The following is a 15,313-nucleotide window of genomic DNA, read 5'->3' on the forward strand; positions in this document are numbered from 1 at the left end:
GCAAAAGCCCAGCAGAGGCGACACCCAGGGAGATCACCATGCGTCCGAACCGCCGTTCCGCCCTTCTTGGCCTTGGGGCCGGTCTTGCTGCGCCTTGGGTCCGCCCCTCCTGGGCCGCCTCTGGCGTGGTCAATGTCTATAACTGGTCGGACTATATCGGCGAGACGACCTTGGCCGATTTCACCTCTGAGACCGGGGTCGAGGTCGTCTATGACCTTTACGCGAGCTCCGAAGAGGCCGAGGCCAAGATGCTGGCGGGATCGACCGGCTATGACCTGGTGATCCAGTCGGGGATGAAGCTGCAGCGCATGGTGGCGGCCGGGGTCTATCAGAAGCTCGACCGCGCGCGGTTGCCCAATTGGAAGAACCTGGACCCCGCCATCCTGAAGATCGTCGAGGGCTTCGACCCCGGCAATGCCTATACCTCGCCCTATATGTGGGGATCTACGGGCATCACCTATAACCTGGACATGGTGCGCGAGCGGCTGGGGGATATCGACCTGAACAGCCTTGACGTGCTGTTGAAGCCGGAAAATGCCGAGAAGCTCGCCGATTGCGGGATCTCGCTGCTCGATAGCCCGACGGATTGGGGCTATATGGTGCTGAAGTATATCGGGCTGGACAGCAATACGGCCGGAGAGGCCGAATATGCCAAAATGGCCGAGGCCATGGCGCCCCTGCGGCCTTTCGTGGCCACCTTCGACAATGCCAACTACCTGACGACGCTGCCCAACAAGGAGCTTTGCGTGGCGAACACCTGGTCGGGCGATTACGGCGTGGCCAAGGCCCGGGCGGCCGAGGCGGGGATCGAGTTGAACCTCGCCTATTTCGTGCCCAAATCCGGCGCCCCCGCCTGGTTCGACCTCTGGGCCATCCCCTCGGATGCTCCGAACCTGGAGAACGCCTATCTCTTCCTGGATTACATGATGCGCCCCGAGGTCGTGGCGGCCTGTTCCAACTTCACCGGCTATGCCAATGCCAACAAGGCGGCGACCGCCTTCGTCGACGCCGCCATCGCCAGCGATCCGGCGATCTATCCCGATGCCGAGACCCTGGCGCGGATGTATACCCCCGCCCCCCTGACCGATGCCCAGGAAGAGGCCATCACCCGCATCTGGACAGAGATCAAGACCGGTGGCTGAGTTCCTGCAAATCGAGGGGGTCTCCAAGAGTTTCGGCCCCTTCCAGGCCGTCCGAAATGTCTCGCTTTCGGTTGCCAAGGGCGAGATCTTCTCGCTTCTGGGCGGGTCGGGCTGCGGGAAAACCACGTTGTTGCGCATGCTGGCGGGCTTCGAAGAGCCAAGCGCGGGCCGCATCCTGATCGAGGGCCGCGACATGGCGGGCGTCCCCCCCTGGGCGCGCCCGGTCCACATGATGTTCCAAAGCTATGCGCTTTTCCCCCATATGACGGTCGAGGCGAATATCGGCTATGGGCTGAAGCACGAGCCGCTTTCGGTGGCGCAGCGCAAGGACCGCGTCCGCGAAATGCTGGACCTCGTGCAGCTGACCCCCATGGCGACCCGCAAGCCGCACCAGATCTCGGGCGGGCAGCGGCAGCGGGTGGCGCTGGCCCGGGCGCTTGCGCGGCAACCCAAACTGCTTCTCTTGGACGAACCCCTTGCCGCGCTGGACAAGAAGCTCCGCGAACACACCCAGTTCGAGCTGATGGAGATCCAGGAACGCATCGGCGTCACCTTCGTCGTCGTGACCCATGACCAGGAAGAGGCGATGACCCTTTCCGACCGCATCGCCGTCATGGACAAGGGCCAGGTCCAGCAGGTGGGCAGCCCGACCGAGATCTACGAATACCCGGTCAACCGCTTTGTCGCCTCCTTCATCGGCGCCATCACTTCGTTTGAGGCCGAGGTCACCGCCCGCGCGCCCGGCACCCTGACCCTGCATGTCCCGGCCTTCGGGCAAGAGGTCACCACCCGCGAGGCCGATTTCGCCCCCGGCGCCAAGGTGACCCTGGCGCTGAGGCCGGAAAAGCTGGTGATCTCCAAGACCCGCCCCCCGGGCAATGCGGTGCAGGGCGTGGTCAAGGACCTGGCCTATTTCGGCAAGGACAGCCTTTACCGCATCACGCTCGCCTCGGGCGCCCTGGTCCAGGCCCATGCGGTGAACCAGGCCCGCGGCGTGGCCATGGTGGCCGATTGGGACGACCAGGTCTGGCTCTCCTTCGACCCTTCCGCCGCCATCGTGCTGGGAGGCTAGGATGAACTGGTTCCACCGCAGGGGCTGGCGCGACCTGATCATCGGATTGCCCTATCTCTGGCTGGCCCTCTTCTTTCTGGTGCCCTTCCTGATCGTCGTCGCCATGTCGGTCGCGACCAAGACGCCGACCGCGCCGCCCTTCTCCTTTGGCGGGGAGCACCCCTGGGTTAACCTGGAAACCTACCAACGCCTGGTCTCCGAGCCCCTGTACCTGCGCGCCTTCCTGATCTCCTTGATGAATGCGGCGGGGACGACGGTCTTTTGCCTTCTGCTTGGCTATCCCATGGCCTTGGGCCTGACCCGGGTGTCGCGCTCCGCCCGCAACATCCTGTTGATGCTGGTGATCCTGCCCTTCTGGACCTCGTTTCTGCTCAGGGTCTATGCCTGGATGGGGCTGATGGGCAAATCCTCCTGGTTCAACCAGGGGCTGACGGATGCCTGGAACTGGCTGGTGCCTGCCGATTGGGCGGTGAAATCCCTGCCGATGATGCATTCCAACTTCGCCGTCATCCTGGTCATGGTCTATACCTATCTGCCCTTCATGATCCTGCCGCTTTACGCCAGCCTGGAACGCCTCGACCCCACCCTGGACGAGGCCGCGCTGGACTTGGGCTCCCGCCCCTGGCAGGTCTTCCTGGACGTCACCCTGCCGCAATCCGTGCCCGGCATCATCGCGGGCGGGCTTTTGGTCTTTATCCCCGCCGCCGGAGAGCTGGTGATCCCGACCCTGGTGGGCGATGCCTCTACCCCCATGATCGGGCGGGTGATCTCGGACCAGTTCTCCCAGGCCCGCGACTGGCCCATGGCCTCGGCGGTGGCGGTGGCGCTCCTCGCGCTGATGGTCGGCCCCACGATGCTTTACAGCCACTACCAGGCAAGGGCGGAGGGCAGCAAATGAACCGCCGCCCGACATTCCTCATCACCATGCTGGGCTTTGGCTTCGCCTTCTTCTACGTCCCCATCCTGTCGATGGTGGTCTATTCCTTCAACGCCTCCCGGCTTGCTACCGTCTGGGGCGGGTTTTCGACCAAGTGGTATGTCTCGCTCTTCTCGAACAAGCAGGTGATCGAGGCCCTGACCCTGTCGCTGAAAATCGCCCTCGTCTCGGCCACGCTCGCCACGATCCTTGGGACGCTCGCGGGCATCGCCTTGGTAAGGTTCACGAAATTCCGGGGGAGGACGCTCTTCTCCGGCCTCGTTACCGCCCCCCTGATCATGCCAGAGGTGATCACCGGCGTCTCCTCGCTGATCTTCTTCCTGCTTCTGGCCAACTGGATCGGCTGGCCCGCCCAACGCGGCTTCACCACGATCACCCTGGCCCATATCACCTTTTCCATGGTCTTCGTGACGACCATCGTCCAGGCAAGGCTCCTGCAATCCGACCGCGCCATCGAGGAGGCCGCGATGGACCTGGGCTCCCGTCCCTGGCAGGTGCTCTGGGACATCACCCTGCCGGTGATCTCTCCGGCGATCCTGTCGGGCTGGCTTCTGGCCTTTACGATATCGCTGGATGACGTGGTGATCACCTCCTTCACCACGGGGCCCGGCAGCACGACCCTGCCGCTCCTGATCTGGTCCAAGGTGAAACTCGGCGTCACGCCGGATATCAACGCCTTGGCGACCCTGATGGTCCTGGTCGTGGGCCTTGGCGTCGTCATCGCCGGTATCGCGATGAACCGGGCCGAGGCGCGGCGCATGGCGGACGAGCGCCTGGCCTATAGGGCGCAAGGATGAGCCTCCTCGGCATCCCCCCCGCCCCCGGCGCAGGCCGCGCGCGCTATGCCCGCGCCATGGCGCTTTACGCGCAAGGCGCGCTCAGCCCCGCCCAGCTCGAGGCCTACCGCGTCGCCGCCGCCCATGACGGGCCGCCCAATGCCACCTTCGCCGATCGAGGACTGCCCTTGCCGCAAGACTCCTGGCCTGACGACCCGATCCTGACAGCGGTGGATGAGGCCGACCGCTACCTCGCGACGCTCCAGGGCCCCGGCCTGGCCGAGGTCCGCGCCGGGATCGCCGCCCACCGCGCGGCACCCCTCCCGCCGGACCCGCAGTCCCATCCGGTGGTGGAGACGCACCTCCCCCCAGCCCTGAAAGCCCTGCACGAAACCCATCCCGCCCTGGCCCAGGCCCTGGCCCAGGTGGCGCCCCTCCTGCACTGGCACCCCTATGACCGCTACCCGGCCGAGACCATCGGCGCCGATTTCCTGCACGGCAACGCCTATGCCCTGCTGATCGGCGAGGGCGCCCCGATCCCCGCGCCCGACTTCCACCTGGGTCTCTTCCTGATCGCGCCCCATGTGGTCTACCGCGACCACAACCACCCCGCGCCCGAGCTTTACGCGCCGCTCACCGGCCCCCACGGCTGGCGCTTTGACCCCAAGGCGCCCTTGGTGATCAAACCCGCCCACCAGCCGGTCTGGAACCCGTCCCTGCAGCCCCACCTGATCAAGATCGGCCCCATGCCCTATCTTTGCCTTTACGGCTGGACCCGAGACACCGACAAACCCGCCCTCGTCATCCCTGCCGATGACTGGCCCGCCCTGGAAACCCTGCGCCTGTAAGGAGCCCGCATGACCTTCTCTGACGACGACCGCAAGATCGCCAATATCCATGAGGCCACCTTTACCCCCTTCGTCTATCCCGACGGTGTGGCCTTGGGCGACGATATCCTGCAACTCGACCCGACGACGCCGCTCGGAGAGGGCTTTCACGTCTACCGCATGCCCGCCGGCATGACGACGCGCCGCCATATCCACAACGGGCATGAGCAGTTCCTGATCCTGGAGGGCGAGCTGATCGAGGACGATGGTCGCGTCCTCAAGGCGGGCGACCTGGTCTTCTACCGCGACGGGACCGAGCATCACTCCTACACCCCGAACGGCTGCCTTCTGGCCGTGCATATCGCGGGGCCGGAGATTTCGACCCGCTAAGGCAAGGATCTCGACCCGCTAAAGCGACAGGTGATAGACCCGGGCGCTGCGGTCAAAGCCCACGATGCGGCGGCCTGATGCAAAGGCCGCCTCGAGCGCCGCGCGCAGGGCTTGGCGCAGGGCTGCGGCCTGGTCGGGGTCCTGGGCGGCCAGGGCCGCGATATCTTCGGGCAGGGGGAGCGCCAGGGGTTCGGAGGCCACCGCCGGGGCCTGACCGCCAAGCCGGGCGGAGACGCCGGGGGAGGCCAGCTCCCAATCGGCCAAGAGCCGGTCAGAGCCCAGGCCCCGGTTGATCCCCGCCATCTCGCCGTAATAATCGCGCAGATAGACCCCGGCCTCGGCGCCCAGGCGGTCGATGTTCAAAGTCGCATTGACCACCCGCAAAGGGTCGAAGGTCCAGCGCACCCTTGCGATCCCCCGCGCCAGGCACCAGCCGCGCTGGTAAAGCTTCAGCCGCACCCCAAGCCCCAGACCCCGCGCCTGGGGCAGGACCGCCAGGCGGTGCGAGTACTGGACTGTGGCCTCCCGCGTCGGAAAGCCGAAGACATAGCCCATCAGCCGCCCCTGAACGAAGGCGCCGCCCACCAGCCCGCCCGCGGCCTGGATCGCCAGCATCAGGTCGGCGGGGTCGGGTTGGTCGCCCTCGCCCCAGACCGCGCGCTGGAGGGCCTCGGCCTCTTGCAGCTCGGCCATGCCGTGCAAATCGCGGAAGGTGACGTCGGTCATGCGGAAAAATCCTCAAGCGAGATTGTGGCATGGGGCAGGTAATCCAGATCCAGCGTCACGCCAATCCCCGGGCCCTTGGGCACCGGCATCCGGCCCGCCGTGGTTTCCAGCTTTTGTTCCACGATGTCGCGGGTGAAATAGCGGCTGGCCGAGGAGGTGTCGCCGGGCTTGGTGAAGCCGGGGAGCGTCGAGATATGGATGTTATGGGCGCGGCCCACGCCTGATTCCAGCATCCCCCCGCACCAGACCGGCACCTGGAAGGCGGAGCAAAGGTCATGGATGCGCCGTGCCTCGACATGGCCTCCGACGCGGCCCACCTTGATGTTGATGACCCGCGCCGCATCGGTTTGCAGCGCCTTGCGGGCGTGGTCGAGGGTGCGGATGCATTCATCGAGGCAAAGCGGCGTCCTGATCCGCCGCTGCAAGGTCGCGTGGTCGTGGATGTCGTCCCAGGCGAGCGGCTGTTCGATGTAATCGAGCCCAAAGTCATCCATCGCCGCGATCAGCCCGCTGTCGGCCAAGGTATAGCAGCAATTGGCGTCCACCGTCAGATGGGCGTCCGGATACTCCGCCCTCACCGCCCGCAGAAGCCCCAGGTCATGGCCCGGCTTCACCTTCAGCTTGATCCGCTTGTAGCCCTGGTCCAGGTGGCTGCCCACCCGCTCCAGCGTCTGCGCAATCGGCCCGATCCCCAGCGAGACGCCCACGTCGATCGCATCCCCCTCACCGCCCAGTAGCGTCTGCAAGGGCAGGCCAAGGCTCTTCGCCCAAAGGTCCCAGAAGGCCATCTCGACCGTCGCCTTGGCCATGTGATTGGCCCGCCAGGGCGCCAGAACCCGAGCCAGCGCCTCGGGGTTGGCGAAACTGCGGCCGAGGACCTGCGGCAGAAGCACCTTCTCCAACAGGTCCATGGCCCCTGCCACGGTCTCTTCCAGATAGTCGGGCAGCGGGTCCATCACCCCCTCGGCATAGCCCTCGAGCCCCCCCGATTTCAGCGTCAGCAGAGGAAAGACCTTCTCGGTCAAGGTCCCCGTCGCAATCGTGAAGGGCGTGACCAGCGGCAGGCGCACCAGGCGCAGGGTGGCGGCCTCGATCTTCAAGGGTGCTGTCATTTTGGGCTCCTGTCCCGGAGGGTTCGTTTCAGCTTACTTGCAAGATTGACCGATTGAAAGTTTCCTGTCACTCTTTCTTTAACCAAGGGAGATCAGGGTGGACGACGGGTCCGACAGCACCAGCGATCTGCGCAACCGCCTGGCCCAGGCGCAGGACGCGGGCACGCCCTCCGAACGCGCGATTGCGCATTACCTGCTGACCAACCTCTCGGCGCTCCCTTTCGAGACGGCGGCCACCGTGGCCGCCAAGGTGGGCGTGTCGGAGGCCTCGGTGGGGCGGTTTTGCCGGTCGATCGGTTATCGGCATCTGAAAGAGCTGAAGGGGTCCTTGCAGGCCGACCTTGGCGACAAGGCCTGGCTGATCGGCGACCGGTTGAAGGAATTCCACGCGCGCTCGCGCGACGGCCATGAACTCTCCCGCGCGCTTGAGCGTGAGATTGCCGCCCTGGTCACGGTCTATGAACTGGCCGCCAGCGCGCCCTTTGCGGCGGCGGTGCAAAGGCTGGCCCGCAGGCGGCATGTCTTTGTCGCGGGCTTTCAGACCGAGCGGGGCCATGCGGCAGAGTTGGTGCATAACCTGCAATACCTCCGCCCCGGGGTGCAGCTGGCCGATGTCGCGGGCGGGCATTTCGCCGAGGTCCTGCTGTCGGACCCCGAGGAGACCACCCTCGTCCTGGTCGACGGCCGCCGCTATTCCCGCCTGACCCGCGACCTGGCCCTTGCTGCTCGGGACGAGGGCATCCCGGTTACCCTGATCACCGATCCCTATTGCGACTGGGCGCCCGGCCTTGTGACCGAGGTCTTCCCGGTGCCCACCGACCTCAACCACTTCTGGGACACGACCTCTGCCATGTCCTCCTTGATCGGGCTCCTGGTCAACGGGGTCTTTGCCGAACTCGGCGCCGAGGTCGAGGACCGCATGGCCCGCGTCTCGGCGCTTTACAGCGACTTCATCGGACATACCGCCCCGGGGCGCAACCCGGGCAAACCCTAGCAACAGTGAGGATATCATGACCTTTTCCTTCAAAAAGACCCTTCTGGCCGCCTCGGTCAGCTTGGCGGCCCTGATGGGCGCGGCCAAGGCGCAAGAGGCGGTCTTCGTGCTGGCGACCTCCGAGGTCGGCACGCCGACCTATAACCCGATCAAGGCGGGGAACCTGAACAAGGCCACGACGCTGATCTTCGACCGCATGGTCTCTCAGGCCGCCGACCTCTCCTATCACCCCTGGCTGGCGGAAAGCTGGGAAGAGGCCGCCGACGGCATGTCCTGGACCTTCCACCTCAAGCCCGGGGTGACGTTCCACAATGGCGAGCCCTTCAACGCCCAGACGATCAAGGACTGGATCCCGCTCTTTGCCGGGTCCGACAACGCCTATATGGTCGAGGCCATTGCCGAGGTTCAGGTCGTCGATGACCTGACCGTCAAATTCGTCATGTCGCGGCCCGAGCCGAACATGCTGTACAACCTCTCCTCCAGCTTCATGTCGGTGGTGGAGCCCAAGGCCTTCGTGGCGCTGGGCGACAACTACGGCGTGACCGAGGTCTATGGCACCGGCCCCTTCAAGCTGGAGAGCTTCACCATCGGGCAAGAGACGGTTCTGGTGCGGAACGACGACTACACCTGGGGCTCGCCCCTGGCCAAGAACCAGGGCCCGGCCAAGATCGCGCGGCTGACCTTCCGCGAGATCCCCGAAGACAGCACCGCCTTCCTGGAGCTGAAGACCGGCGGCGTCGACATGCTGATGACGGTGCCGGCCGACCTGATGGGCGAGGTCCAGAAGGAGGCCAACCTGACCCTCCTGACCATGCCCGGCCAGGACGTCTATTACATGCCGATGAACGTGACCAAGGCGCCTTTCGACGACATCAAGGTGCGCGAGGCCGCGGCCAAGGCGATCAACCAGGAGGAAATCCTGGCCTCGGTCTTTGGCGGCGTGGGTTCGGTGGCCAACACCTTCCTGATCTCGGCCCTGCCGGAAAGCCATGTCTCGGACACGTCCAAGATCTCCTATGACCCGGCCAAGGCCAATGCGCTGCTGGACGAGGCCGGTTGGGTGATGGGTGAGGGCGGCGTCCGCATGAAGGACGGCCAGCCCCTGAAGATCACCCTCTGGACCCAAAGCGACAGCGTCTTCCGCCGCCTGACCGAGGTCGTGCAGGCCCAGCTGAAAGCCGTGGGGATCGAGGCCGAGATCACGACCTTCGACAGTTCCATGATCCGCGACCAATACAAGACGGGTGAGCAACAGGCCGCCGTCCGCTCCTACAACTGGGACAATGCCGATATCGTCGACTGGTTCTTCGGTGGCGACCGTCTGGGCTATCCCAATGTCTCGATGTTCAACGATCCCAAGGCCGAAGAGCTGCGCGCCAAGGCCATGACCGGCTCCAAGAACATGGAAGAGCGGGTGGCCAATTTCACCGCCTATCACGACTATGTCCTGACCCAGTTCCCCATGGCGCCGATCTATCAGCCGGTCGATGCGGTGGCCTATAACAAGGACCGCCTGGCGCTGCCCGAGGTGATCAATGGCATCGGCGTCGGCGCCATCGCGATCATGGACATGGAAGTCAAAGAGTAAAAGGCCGCCGGCATGATGTCATACCTGATCAAGCGGGTCCTGATGCTCGTGCCGGTGTTTCTCGCCGTCTCGGTGGTGATCTTTGCCATCCTGCATTTCATCCCGGGCGACCCGATCGACAACCTGTTGAAGGTCGGGTCCTCACCTGAGGCCCGGGCCGAGATGGAGGCGCGCTACGGCTTGGACCGCCCCCTGCCGGTGCAATATGCGATCTGGCTGGGCAAGGTGGTGACCGGAGACCTCGGGACGGCCATTGTGGCCCGCCGCCCGGTGGCCGACCTGATCGCGGCCGCCCTGCCGCATTCGCTGATGCTGGGGGGCTTTGCGCTGTTGTTTTCCTCGGTGCTGGGGGTGGTTCTGGGCGTGGTGGCCGCCTTGAAGCGCGACGGCTGGGCCGACCGCGCCATCATGGGCGGGGTCCTGGTGGGATCGACCATGCCAAGCTTCTGGCTGGGGTTGATCCTGATGCTGGTCTTTTCGGTCTGGCTGGGCTGGTTCCCGGTCTCGGGCGCGCGGGGCTGGTCCTCGCTCGTCCTGCCCGTCCTGACCATAGGCCTCGGCGGCACGGCCCTCGTCGCCCGCATCACCCGCGTCTCGATGATCGAGGCCTCGGGGCGCGACTTCGTCCTCCTCCTGCACGCCAAGGGCTTAAGCCCGCTGCGCATCCAGCTTGGCGCCGTCCTGCGCCATGCGCTGATCCCGGTGGTGACCATCCTTGCTCTCAGGATCGGCTGGATCCTCGGCGGCGCCGTCACCGTCGAGGTCGTCTTTGCAAGGCCCGGCCTCGGGACGCTGCTGATCAAGTCGCTCAGCCAACATGACTACCCCGTCGTGCAAGCCTGTCTCTTGATGCTCGCCATGGCGGTCATGCTGGGAACCCTCTTGGGCGATATCCTGCAAGCCCTGATGGACCCCCGCGTCAGGGCCTCGCTCTCATGAGGGCCTTCCGTCACCCCATCCCCGCCCTGTCGCTTGCCTGGCTGGTGCTGGTCGTGCTGGCGGCCTTGCTGGCCGACCTCTCGCCCTATCAATACGACATCCAGGTCCTGAAAGAGGCCTATGGCGCGCCCTCGGCCCTCCACTCGCTCGGCACCGATGAATTCGGCCGCGACCTCCTGACAAGGCTGATCCATGGCGCCCGGACCTCGCTGAGCGTTTCGGTCACCGCCATCGCCATCTCGGTCGCCTGCGGCATGGCGCTTGGGGCGGCGGCCGCCTGGTTCGGCGGCTGGTTCGACCGGGCGGTGACCGTCACCGTGGACCTCACCTGGTCCTTCCCCGAAATCCTCATCGCCCTGATCCTGGTGGCCATCATCGGCCCCGGCACGACCGGGACCATGGTCGCCATCGCGGTCGCCTACCTGGCGCAGTTCACCAGGCTCACCCGCGCCCAGATACTGACCCTGAAGGGCGAGACCTTCATCGAGGCCGCCCGCTCCCTGGGCGCCGGAAACACCCATATCCTCTTGCGCCACCTCCTCCCCAATGCCCTCGCCCCCGTCCTGGTCTCGGCCATGCTGGCCACCGGAGACGCGATCATCCTGGAGGCCACGCTTGGCTTCTTCGGCCTTGGCGCGCAGCCGCCGACGCCAAGCTGGGGGGGCATGATGTCGGCGGGCTCGGCGCTGATCTTCAAGGCGCCCTGGATCATCATCTTCCCCGGCCTGATGGTCGCCCTCACCGTGGTGGCGATCAACCTGGCCGGAGACGCCCTGGTCGCCTCCCTCGACATCAAGGCCAAACTAAGAGGCCCGGTATGAGCCTCTTGCAGCTTAAAGACGTCAGCGTCTCCATCGGCCAGGTGGCTTTGCTGGACCGGATTTCCCTGTCGGTCGCCAAGGGAGAAATCCTGGGCCTGGTGGGAGAAAGTGGCTCGGGCAAGTCGCTGACCGCGCTCGCCGCCATGGGGCTTTTGCCGCTGATCGGCGGGCGGATCACCGGCGGAGCCGTCGCATTCGACGGAAAGGACATGGCCGCGATGACCGAGGCGCAGCGCCGCTCCCAGCGCGGCGGTCGTATCGGCTTTGTCACCCAGAACCCGATGACGGCCTTGGACCCGGTGACCCGCATCGGCGCCCAGATCGACGAGGTCTCGCGGCTGCACCTCGGCCTGACCCGCGCCCAGGCCCGCGCCCGGACCGTGGACCTCCTGACCCAGCTCCGCATCCCCGAGGCCGCGACCGTGGCCAATGCCTGGCCGCACCAGCTCTCGGGCGGGATGAAGCAGCGCATCGTCATCGCCATGGCCCTGGCCGGAGACCCCGACCTGATCATCGCCGACGAGCCCACGACCGCGCTGGATGTGACCGTCCAGGCGCAGATCATCCAGATCCTCGGCGCCCTGGTGCGCGACAGGGGCCTCGCGCTTTTGCTCATCACCCATGACATGGGCGTCGTCGCCCAACTCTGCGACCGGGTGGCCGTGCTTTACGCGGGCCGCCTGGCCGAAGAGGGCCCGACCGCGCCAATCTTCGCCGCCCCCGGTCATCCCTACACGCGGGCGCTGATCGGCTGCATCCCGACCGAGGGCATGGCAAAGGGCACGCTTCAGGGCATCCCGGGCACGGTGCCGGGCGCGCTCACCTTCCCCCCGGGCTGCCGCTTTCACCCGCGCTGCCCCCGCGCGCAAGCCGTCTGCGCGACGCAGACCCCGCAGGGCAACCCCGCCTGCCACTTCCCCGGAGGCGCCGATGCCTGACCTCCTGACCGTCAAGGGCCTGACCAAAAGCTTCCAATCCGGCGGCGGCCTCTTCCAGCGCCCCCGCACCATGATGGCCGTCCGCGAGGTCTCTTTCTCGCTGCGGAAAGGCGAGGTCCTGGGCGTCGTTGGCGAAAGCGGCTGCGGGAAATCGACCCTGGCCCGGCTGGTGCTGCGGCTGATCGAGCCCACTTCAGGGCAGGTGACTTTCGACGGCACCGACCTTCGGGCGCTCTCCGCGCCTGCGCTGCGGCGGATGCGCCAACGCATGGCCATGGTCTTCCAGGACCCCTATTCCAGCCTCGACCCGCGCTTCACCCTGGCCCAGGTCCTGGCCGAGCCCTTCACCGTCCAGGACCAGAAGGCCCCCGACCCCGGCGCCATGCTGGAGACCGTGGGCCTGCCTGCGACAATGGCGCAAAGCCACCCGCATCAGCTGTCGGGCGGGCAAAGGCAGCGCGTCGGTATCGCCCGTGCGCTGGCGCTGTCCCCCGACCTGGTCGTCCTGGACGAACCCACCGCCTCGCTCGATGTCTCGATCCAGGCCCAGATCATCGCGCTCCTGTCGCAACTGCGCGACGAGCGCGGCCTGACTTACCTCTTCATCAGCCACGACCTCGGCCTCGTGCGCTATTTCTGCGACCGGGTTCTGGTCATGTATCTCGGCGCGGTGGTCGAGGTCCTGCCGCGTGCCGATGCCGCGCCCCGCCACCCCTATACGGCGGCGCTGCAGGCCTCGGCCTTCGTGCCGGACCCGGGGCAAAGGCGCGCCCTGGCCCCCCTGACCGGTGAAATCCCCAGCCCCTTCGACCTGCCCCCTGGCTGCGCCTTCGCGGGCCGCTGCCCACGCGCCTCTGACCTTTGCCGCATGAAGCGGCCCGAGCTGGAGCCGGGGCCCCATCCCGTGGCCTGCTTCCACCCCCTGAAGGATTGACCGATGTTCCATGTGCTGACCGGCGTTTTCGTCCATGAAAGCAACACCTTCAAGAAGGGCGAGACGCGGTTGCAGGACTTCCGCGACGATGTTTTGGACCTGGGCCAGGTCGCGCTGGACCGCTTTCGCGGGGTGAATGAGGAACTGGCGGGCTTCATGGATGTGGCCGATGAGGCGGGGTGGCGGCTGACCCATACGGTCTCGGCCCATGCCACCCCTGGGGCAAGGGTCGCGCAAGAGGCCTTCGACCATATCGCGGGGCTGATCTGTGACGGCGCCCGGGCGCATAAGGACACGCTGGACGGGGTGCTGCTAAGTCTTCACGGCTCCATGGTTCCGGTCTTTTGCGAGGATGGCGAGGGCGAGCTTCTCCGCCGCCTCCGCGCCATCCTGGGGCCGGATCTGCCGATTGCGGTGACGCTGGACCTCCACGCCATGGTGACCGAGGCCATGGTGGAGCAGGCGCAGATCTTCGTCAGCTACAAGACCTATCCCCATGTCGATATGCGGGTGACGGGGGCCCATGCGGCAAGGCTTCTGGATCGGACGATGAGGGGAGAGATCACGCCCCGCACCCTGCGGGTCCATGTGCCGATGCTGGACGAGGCCAACGCGGGCCGCACCGATGTGCCGGAGACGGCGGCGCTCTATACCCGCGCCGCTGCGCATGAGGCCGAGCCGGGGATCCTTGCCGTCTCGGTCAACGCGGGCTTCTCCGAGGCGGATATCGCGGAAATGGGGCCCACGGTGCTGGTGACCCATGACGGCCAGGCCACCCGCGCGGCAGAGATCGCCATGGCTCTGGCCCAGACGATCTGGGATCAGCGCGGGACGGTGGCGAACACCTTCCTCACGCCCGAGGCGGCAGCAGCGCTCGCCCTGGCCCATCCCGCAGCGCCTCCACTGGTGATTGCCGATTACGCCGACAACCCCGGGGCAGGGGCCTACGGCGATGCGACGGCGCTTTTGGGCGCGCTCTTGCAGGCGGGGGCCGGGGGAGGCGCCTTTGCGCCGATGATCGACCCCGAAGCGGCGGCGGAGCTCCATCGCCACGGGGTCGGCGACCGCGTTACCCTGGCCTTGGGCGGCAAATGTGATGCCTCCTTCGGCGGGGGGCCTTTGACGGTGACGGGCGAGATCATCCACCTCTCGGACGGCACCTATACCGGGGACGGGCCGATCCTGGGCGGGATCACCCATTCCTGGGGCAAGACGGCGGTTTTCCGGGTGCAGGGGATCGACGTGCTGGTCGTGACGCTCTCGGGCCAGATGCTGGACCTGCAACAGCTGCGCGCCTTTGGGATTGCGCCGGAAGCCCTGCGCTTCCTGGTCGTCAAGTCGATGCAGCATTTCCGCGCGGCCTATGAGCCCATCGCGGCCAGGGTCGTGGTCTGTGACACGGGCGCCTTGGCCACGCCCCAGGCACATCTGCGGCCCTATACCCGCGTGCGCCGCCCGGTGTGGCCCCTGGACCGCGAGGGCTTCGCCCTTTCCGGCGGCGGCATTCCGGGCTAAGGCTGGCCCGACCGAAGGGGGCGCCGATGTTCAACGACTGGAAAGCCGAGAAGGCCGTGGCAGGCTTGGTGACCGAGGCGCAAGAGCTTTCGGACAAGCTCGGCACCGCCAAGCCGCATATCCTGGACGCCCATGCCGCCATGGCTCGGCTTTGGGCGGCACGCCAGGCGGTCGAAGGCACCGACCTTTACGCCATGGCCTCCTGGAAAGCCCCGGCACTGAAGAAGTTCACCAGCGCGACCCAGACCCGGATCAACGCGCTGCGCAAGGCGCGCACCTGGGATCAGGCCGATGGGCTGACCATCTGGCTGCATTCGGCCCGCGCCCTGTCCGAGCCGCGCATCCTGGCCCCGGTCAAGGAGATCTGGCGCCAACTCGCCCATGCTGGGCCCAATGCCGATGCCATGGCCGAAGAGCTCCTGGCCGAAGAGGGCCTGAGCCCCGACCCGGGCCGCGCCATCCCCAAGGGCTTTGCCTAGGGTCAGGACCCATTGATCACGCTCTAAGACCGTGATTCACGGTCGGCCAGGAGACCTGATTTATGAGCAACTTGTTCTGGCTGACCGAAGCCCAGATGGACCGGCTTCGGCCCTTCTTTCCCA

16 protein-coding genes are annotated in these 15,313 nt (G+C 66.4%); 14 read left to right on the top strand and 2 right to left on the bottom strand.

The window, feature by feature from the left end:
- The first annotated feature begins 38 nt into the window (after positions 1–38).
- The 6 genes from GV832_RS11380 to GV832_RS11405 are packed head-to-tail and all read left to right on the top strand — an operon-like array spanning position 39 to position 5,144.
- Positions 39–1,142, top strand: a complete 1,104-nt coding sequence (locus tag GV832_RS11380; protein ID WP_168774975.1) for a polyamine ABC transporter substrate-binding protein — start codon at positions 39–41, stop codon at positions 1,140–1,142.
- Complete coding sequence (locus GV832_RS11385) at positions 1,135–2,214, top strand: ABC transporter ATP-binding protein (RefSeq protein WP_354001954.1); 1,080 nt, start codon at positions 1,135–1,137, stop codon at positions 2,212–2,214. The genes GV832_RS11380 and GV832_RS11385 overlap by 8 nt, the downstream gene beginning before the upstream one ends.
- 1 nt (position 2,215) lies before the next feature.
- Entirely contained in the window at positions 2,216–3,112 is an 897-nt protein-coding gene (locus GV832_RS11390; RefSeq protein ID WP_168774977.1) for an ABC transporter permease, read from the top strand.
- Positions 3,109–3,948, top strand: coding sequence for an ABC transporter permease subunit (locus tag GV832_RS11395; protein WP_168774978.1), 840 nt, complete (start codon positions 3,109–3,111; stop codon positions 3,946–3,948). Before GV832_RS11390 ends, GV832_RS11395 begins: the two co-directional genes overlap by 4 nt.
- Positions 3,945–4,775 carry a dimethylsulfonioproprionate lyase family protein gene (locus GV832_RS11400; RefSeq protein WP_168774979.1) on the top strand — a complete coding sequence of 277 codons (831 nt, stop codon included), beginning with the start codon at positions 3,945–3,947 and terminating at the stop codon, positions 4,773–4,775. The genes GV832_RS11395 and GV832_RS11400 overlap by 4 nt, the downstream gene beginning before the upstream one ends.
- Positions 4,776–4,784: 9 nt before the next feature.
- Positions 4,785–5,144 carry a cupin domain-containing protein gene (locus GV832_RS11405; RefSeq protein WP_168774980.1) on the top strand — a complete coding sequence of 120 codons (360 nt, stop codon included), beginning with the start codon at positions 4,785–4,787 and terminating at the stop codon, positions 5,142–5,144.
- Between the two features lie 18 nt (positions 5,145–5,162).
- Here GV832_RS11405 and GV832_RS11410 read toward each other — a convergent pair whose 3' ends face one another.
- Together GV832_RS11410 and menC are read right to left on the bottom strand one after the other, a co-directional pair.
- Entirely contained in the window at positions 5,163–5,870 is a 708-nt protein-coding gene (locus GV832_RS11410; RefSeq protein ID WP_168774981.1) for a GNAT family N-acetyltransferase, read from the bottom strand.
- Positions 5,867–6,982, bottom strand: a complete 1,116-nt coding sequence (gene menC, locus GV832_RS11415; RefSeq protein ID WP_168774982.1) for an o-succinylbenzoate synthase — start codon at positions 6,980–6,982, stop codon at positions 5,867–5,869. The genes GV832_RS11410 and menC overlap by 4 nt, the downstream gene beginning before the upstream one ends.
- A gap of 97 nt (positions 6,983–7,079) precedes the next feature.
- On the opposite strand from menC, the gene GV832_RS11420 reads away from it, so the two are divergent.
- The 8 genes from GV832_RS11420 to GV832_RS11455 are packed head-to-tail and all read left to right on the top strand — an operon-like array spanning position 7,080 to position 15,190.
- Positions 7,080–7,976 (top strand): MurR/RpiR family transcriptional regulator, encoded by an 897-nt coding sequence (locus GV832_RS11420; RefSeq protein ID WP_354001955.1) that lies wholly within the window; start codon positions 7,080–7,082, stop codon positions 7,974–7,976.
- A 16-nt stretch (positions 7,977–7,992) separates the two neighbouring features.
- The gene (locus GV832_RS11425) at positions 7,993–9,564 is read left to right on the top strand and encodes an ABC transporter substrate-binding protein (protein ID WP_168774983.1); all 1,572 of its coding nucleotides are present in this window, start codon (positions 7,993–7,995) and stop codon (positions 9,562–9,564) included.
- A 12-nt stretch (positions 9,565–9,576) separates the two neighbouring features.
- Positions 9,577–10,503, top strand: a complete 927-nt coding sequence (locus GV832_RS11430; RefSeq protein ID WP_168774984.1) for an ABC transporter permease — start codon at positions 9,577–9,579, stop codon at positions 10,501–10,503.
- Positions 10,500–11,324 (top strand): ABC transporter permease, encoded by an 825-nt coding sequence (locus GV832_RS11435; RefSeq protein WP_168774985.1) that lies wholly within the window; start codon positions 10,500–10,502, stop codon positions 11,322–11,324. The genes GV832_RS11430 and GV832_RS11435 overlap by 4 nt, the downstream gene beginning before the upstream one ends.
- On the top strand, positions 11,321–12,262 hold the full coding sequence (locus GV832_RS11440; RefSeq protein WP_168774986.1) for an ABC transporter ATP-binding protein: 942 nt from the start codon (positions 11,321–11,323) through the stop codon (positions 12,260–12,262). Before GV832_RS11435 ends, GV832_RS11440 begins: the two co-directional genes overlap by 4 nt.
- Positions 12,255–13,196 carry an ABC transporter ATP-binding protein gene (locus GV832_RS11445; RefSeq protein ID WP_168774987.1) on the top strand — a complete coding sequence of 314 codons (942 nt, stop codon included), beginning with the start codon at positions 12,255–12,257 and terminating at the stop codon, positions 13,194–13,196. The genes GV832_RS11440 and GV832_RS11445 overlap by 8 nt, the downstream gene beginning before the upstream one ends.
- A 3-nt stretch (positions 13,197–13,199) precedes the next feature.
- Positions 13,200–14,711, top strand: a complete 1,512-nt coding sequence (locus tag GV832_RS11450) for a M81 family metallopeptidase (protein ID WP_168774988.1) — start codon at positions 13,200–13,202, stop codon at positions 14,709–14,711.
- Between the two features lie 26 nt (positions 14,712–14,737).
- Entirely contained in the window at positions 14,738–15,190 is a 453-nt protein-coding gene (locus GV832_RS11455) for a hypothetical protein (RefSeq protein ID WP_168774989.1), read from the top strand.
- The last annotated feature ends 123 nt before the right edge of the window (positions 15,191–15,313 follow it).

The organism is Stagnihabitans tardus, from assembly GCF_009925085.1.
Lineage (GTDB): Bacteria > Pseudomonadota > Alphaproteobacteria > Rhodobacterales > Rhodobacteraceae > Stagnihabitans > Stagnihabitans tardus.

Excerpts from the sequence above, each read along its gene's own strand:
- GV832_RS11410 (WP_168774981.1), bottom strand. The coding sequence starts at position 5,870 with ATGACCGACGTCACCTTCCGCGATTTGCACGGCATGGCCGAGCTGCAA.
- GV832_RS11425 (WP_168774983.1), top strand. The coding sequence starts at position 7,993 with ATGACCTTTTCCTTCAAAAAGACCCTTCTGGCCGCCTCGGTCAGCTTG.
- GV832_RS11430 (WP_168774984.1), top strand. The coding sequence starts at position 9,577 with ATGATGTCATACCTGATCAAGCGGGTCCTGATGCTCGTGCCGGTGTTT.
- GV832_RS11380 (WP_168774975.1), top strand. The coding sequence starts at position 39 with ATGCGTCCGAACCGCCGTTCCGCCCTTCTTGGCCTTGGGGCCGGTCTT.
- GV832_RS11405 (WP_168774980.1), top strand. The coding sequence starts at position 4,785 with ATGACCTTCTCTGACGACGACCGCAAGATCGCCAATATCCATGAGGCC.
- menC (WP_168774982.1), bottom strand. The coding sequence starts at position 6,982 with ATGACAGCACCCTTGAAGATCGAGGCCGCCACCCTGCGCCTGGTGCGC.
- GV832_RS11435 (WP_168774985.1), top strand. The coding sequence starts at position 10,500 with ATGAGGGCCTTCCGTCACCCCATCCCCGCCCTGTCGCTTGCCTGGCTG.
- GV832_RS11455 (WP_168774989.1), top strand. The coding sequence starts at position 14,738 with ATGTTCAACGACTGGAAAGCCGAGAAGGCCGTGGCAGGCTTGGTGACC.
- GV832_RS11450 (WP_168774988.1), top strand. The coding sequence starts at position 13,200 with ATGTTCCATGTGCTGACCGGCGTTTTCGTCCATGAAAGCAACACCTTC.
- GV832_RS11400 (WP_168774979.1), top strand. The coding sequence starts at position 3,945 with ATGAGCCTCCTCGGCATCCCCCCCGCCCCCGGCGCAGGCCGCGCGCGC.
- GV832_RS11390 (WP_168774977.1), top strand. The coding sequence starts at position 2,216 with ATGAACTGGTTCCACCGCAGGGGCTGGCGCGACCTGATCATCGGATTG.
- GV832_RS11445 (WP_168774987.1), top strand. The coding sequence starts at position 12,255 with ATGCCTGACCTCCTGACCGTCAAGGGCCTGACCAAAAGCTTCCAATCC.
- GV832_RS11440 (WP_168774986.1), top strand. The coding sequence starts at position 11,321 with ATGAGCCTCTTGCAGCTTAAAGACGTCAGCGTCTCCATCGGCCAGGTG.
- GV832_RS11395 (WP_168774978.1), top strand. The coding sequence starts at position 3,109 with ATGAACCGCCGCCCGACATTCCTCATCACCATGCTGGGCTTTGGCTTC.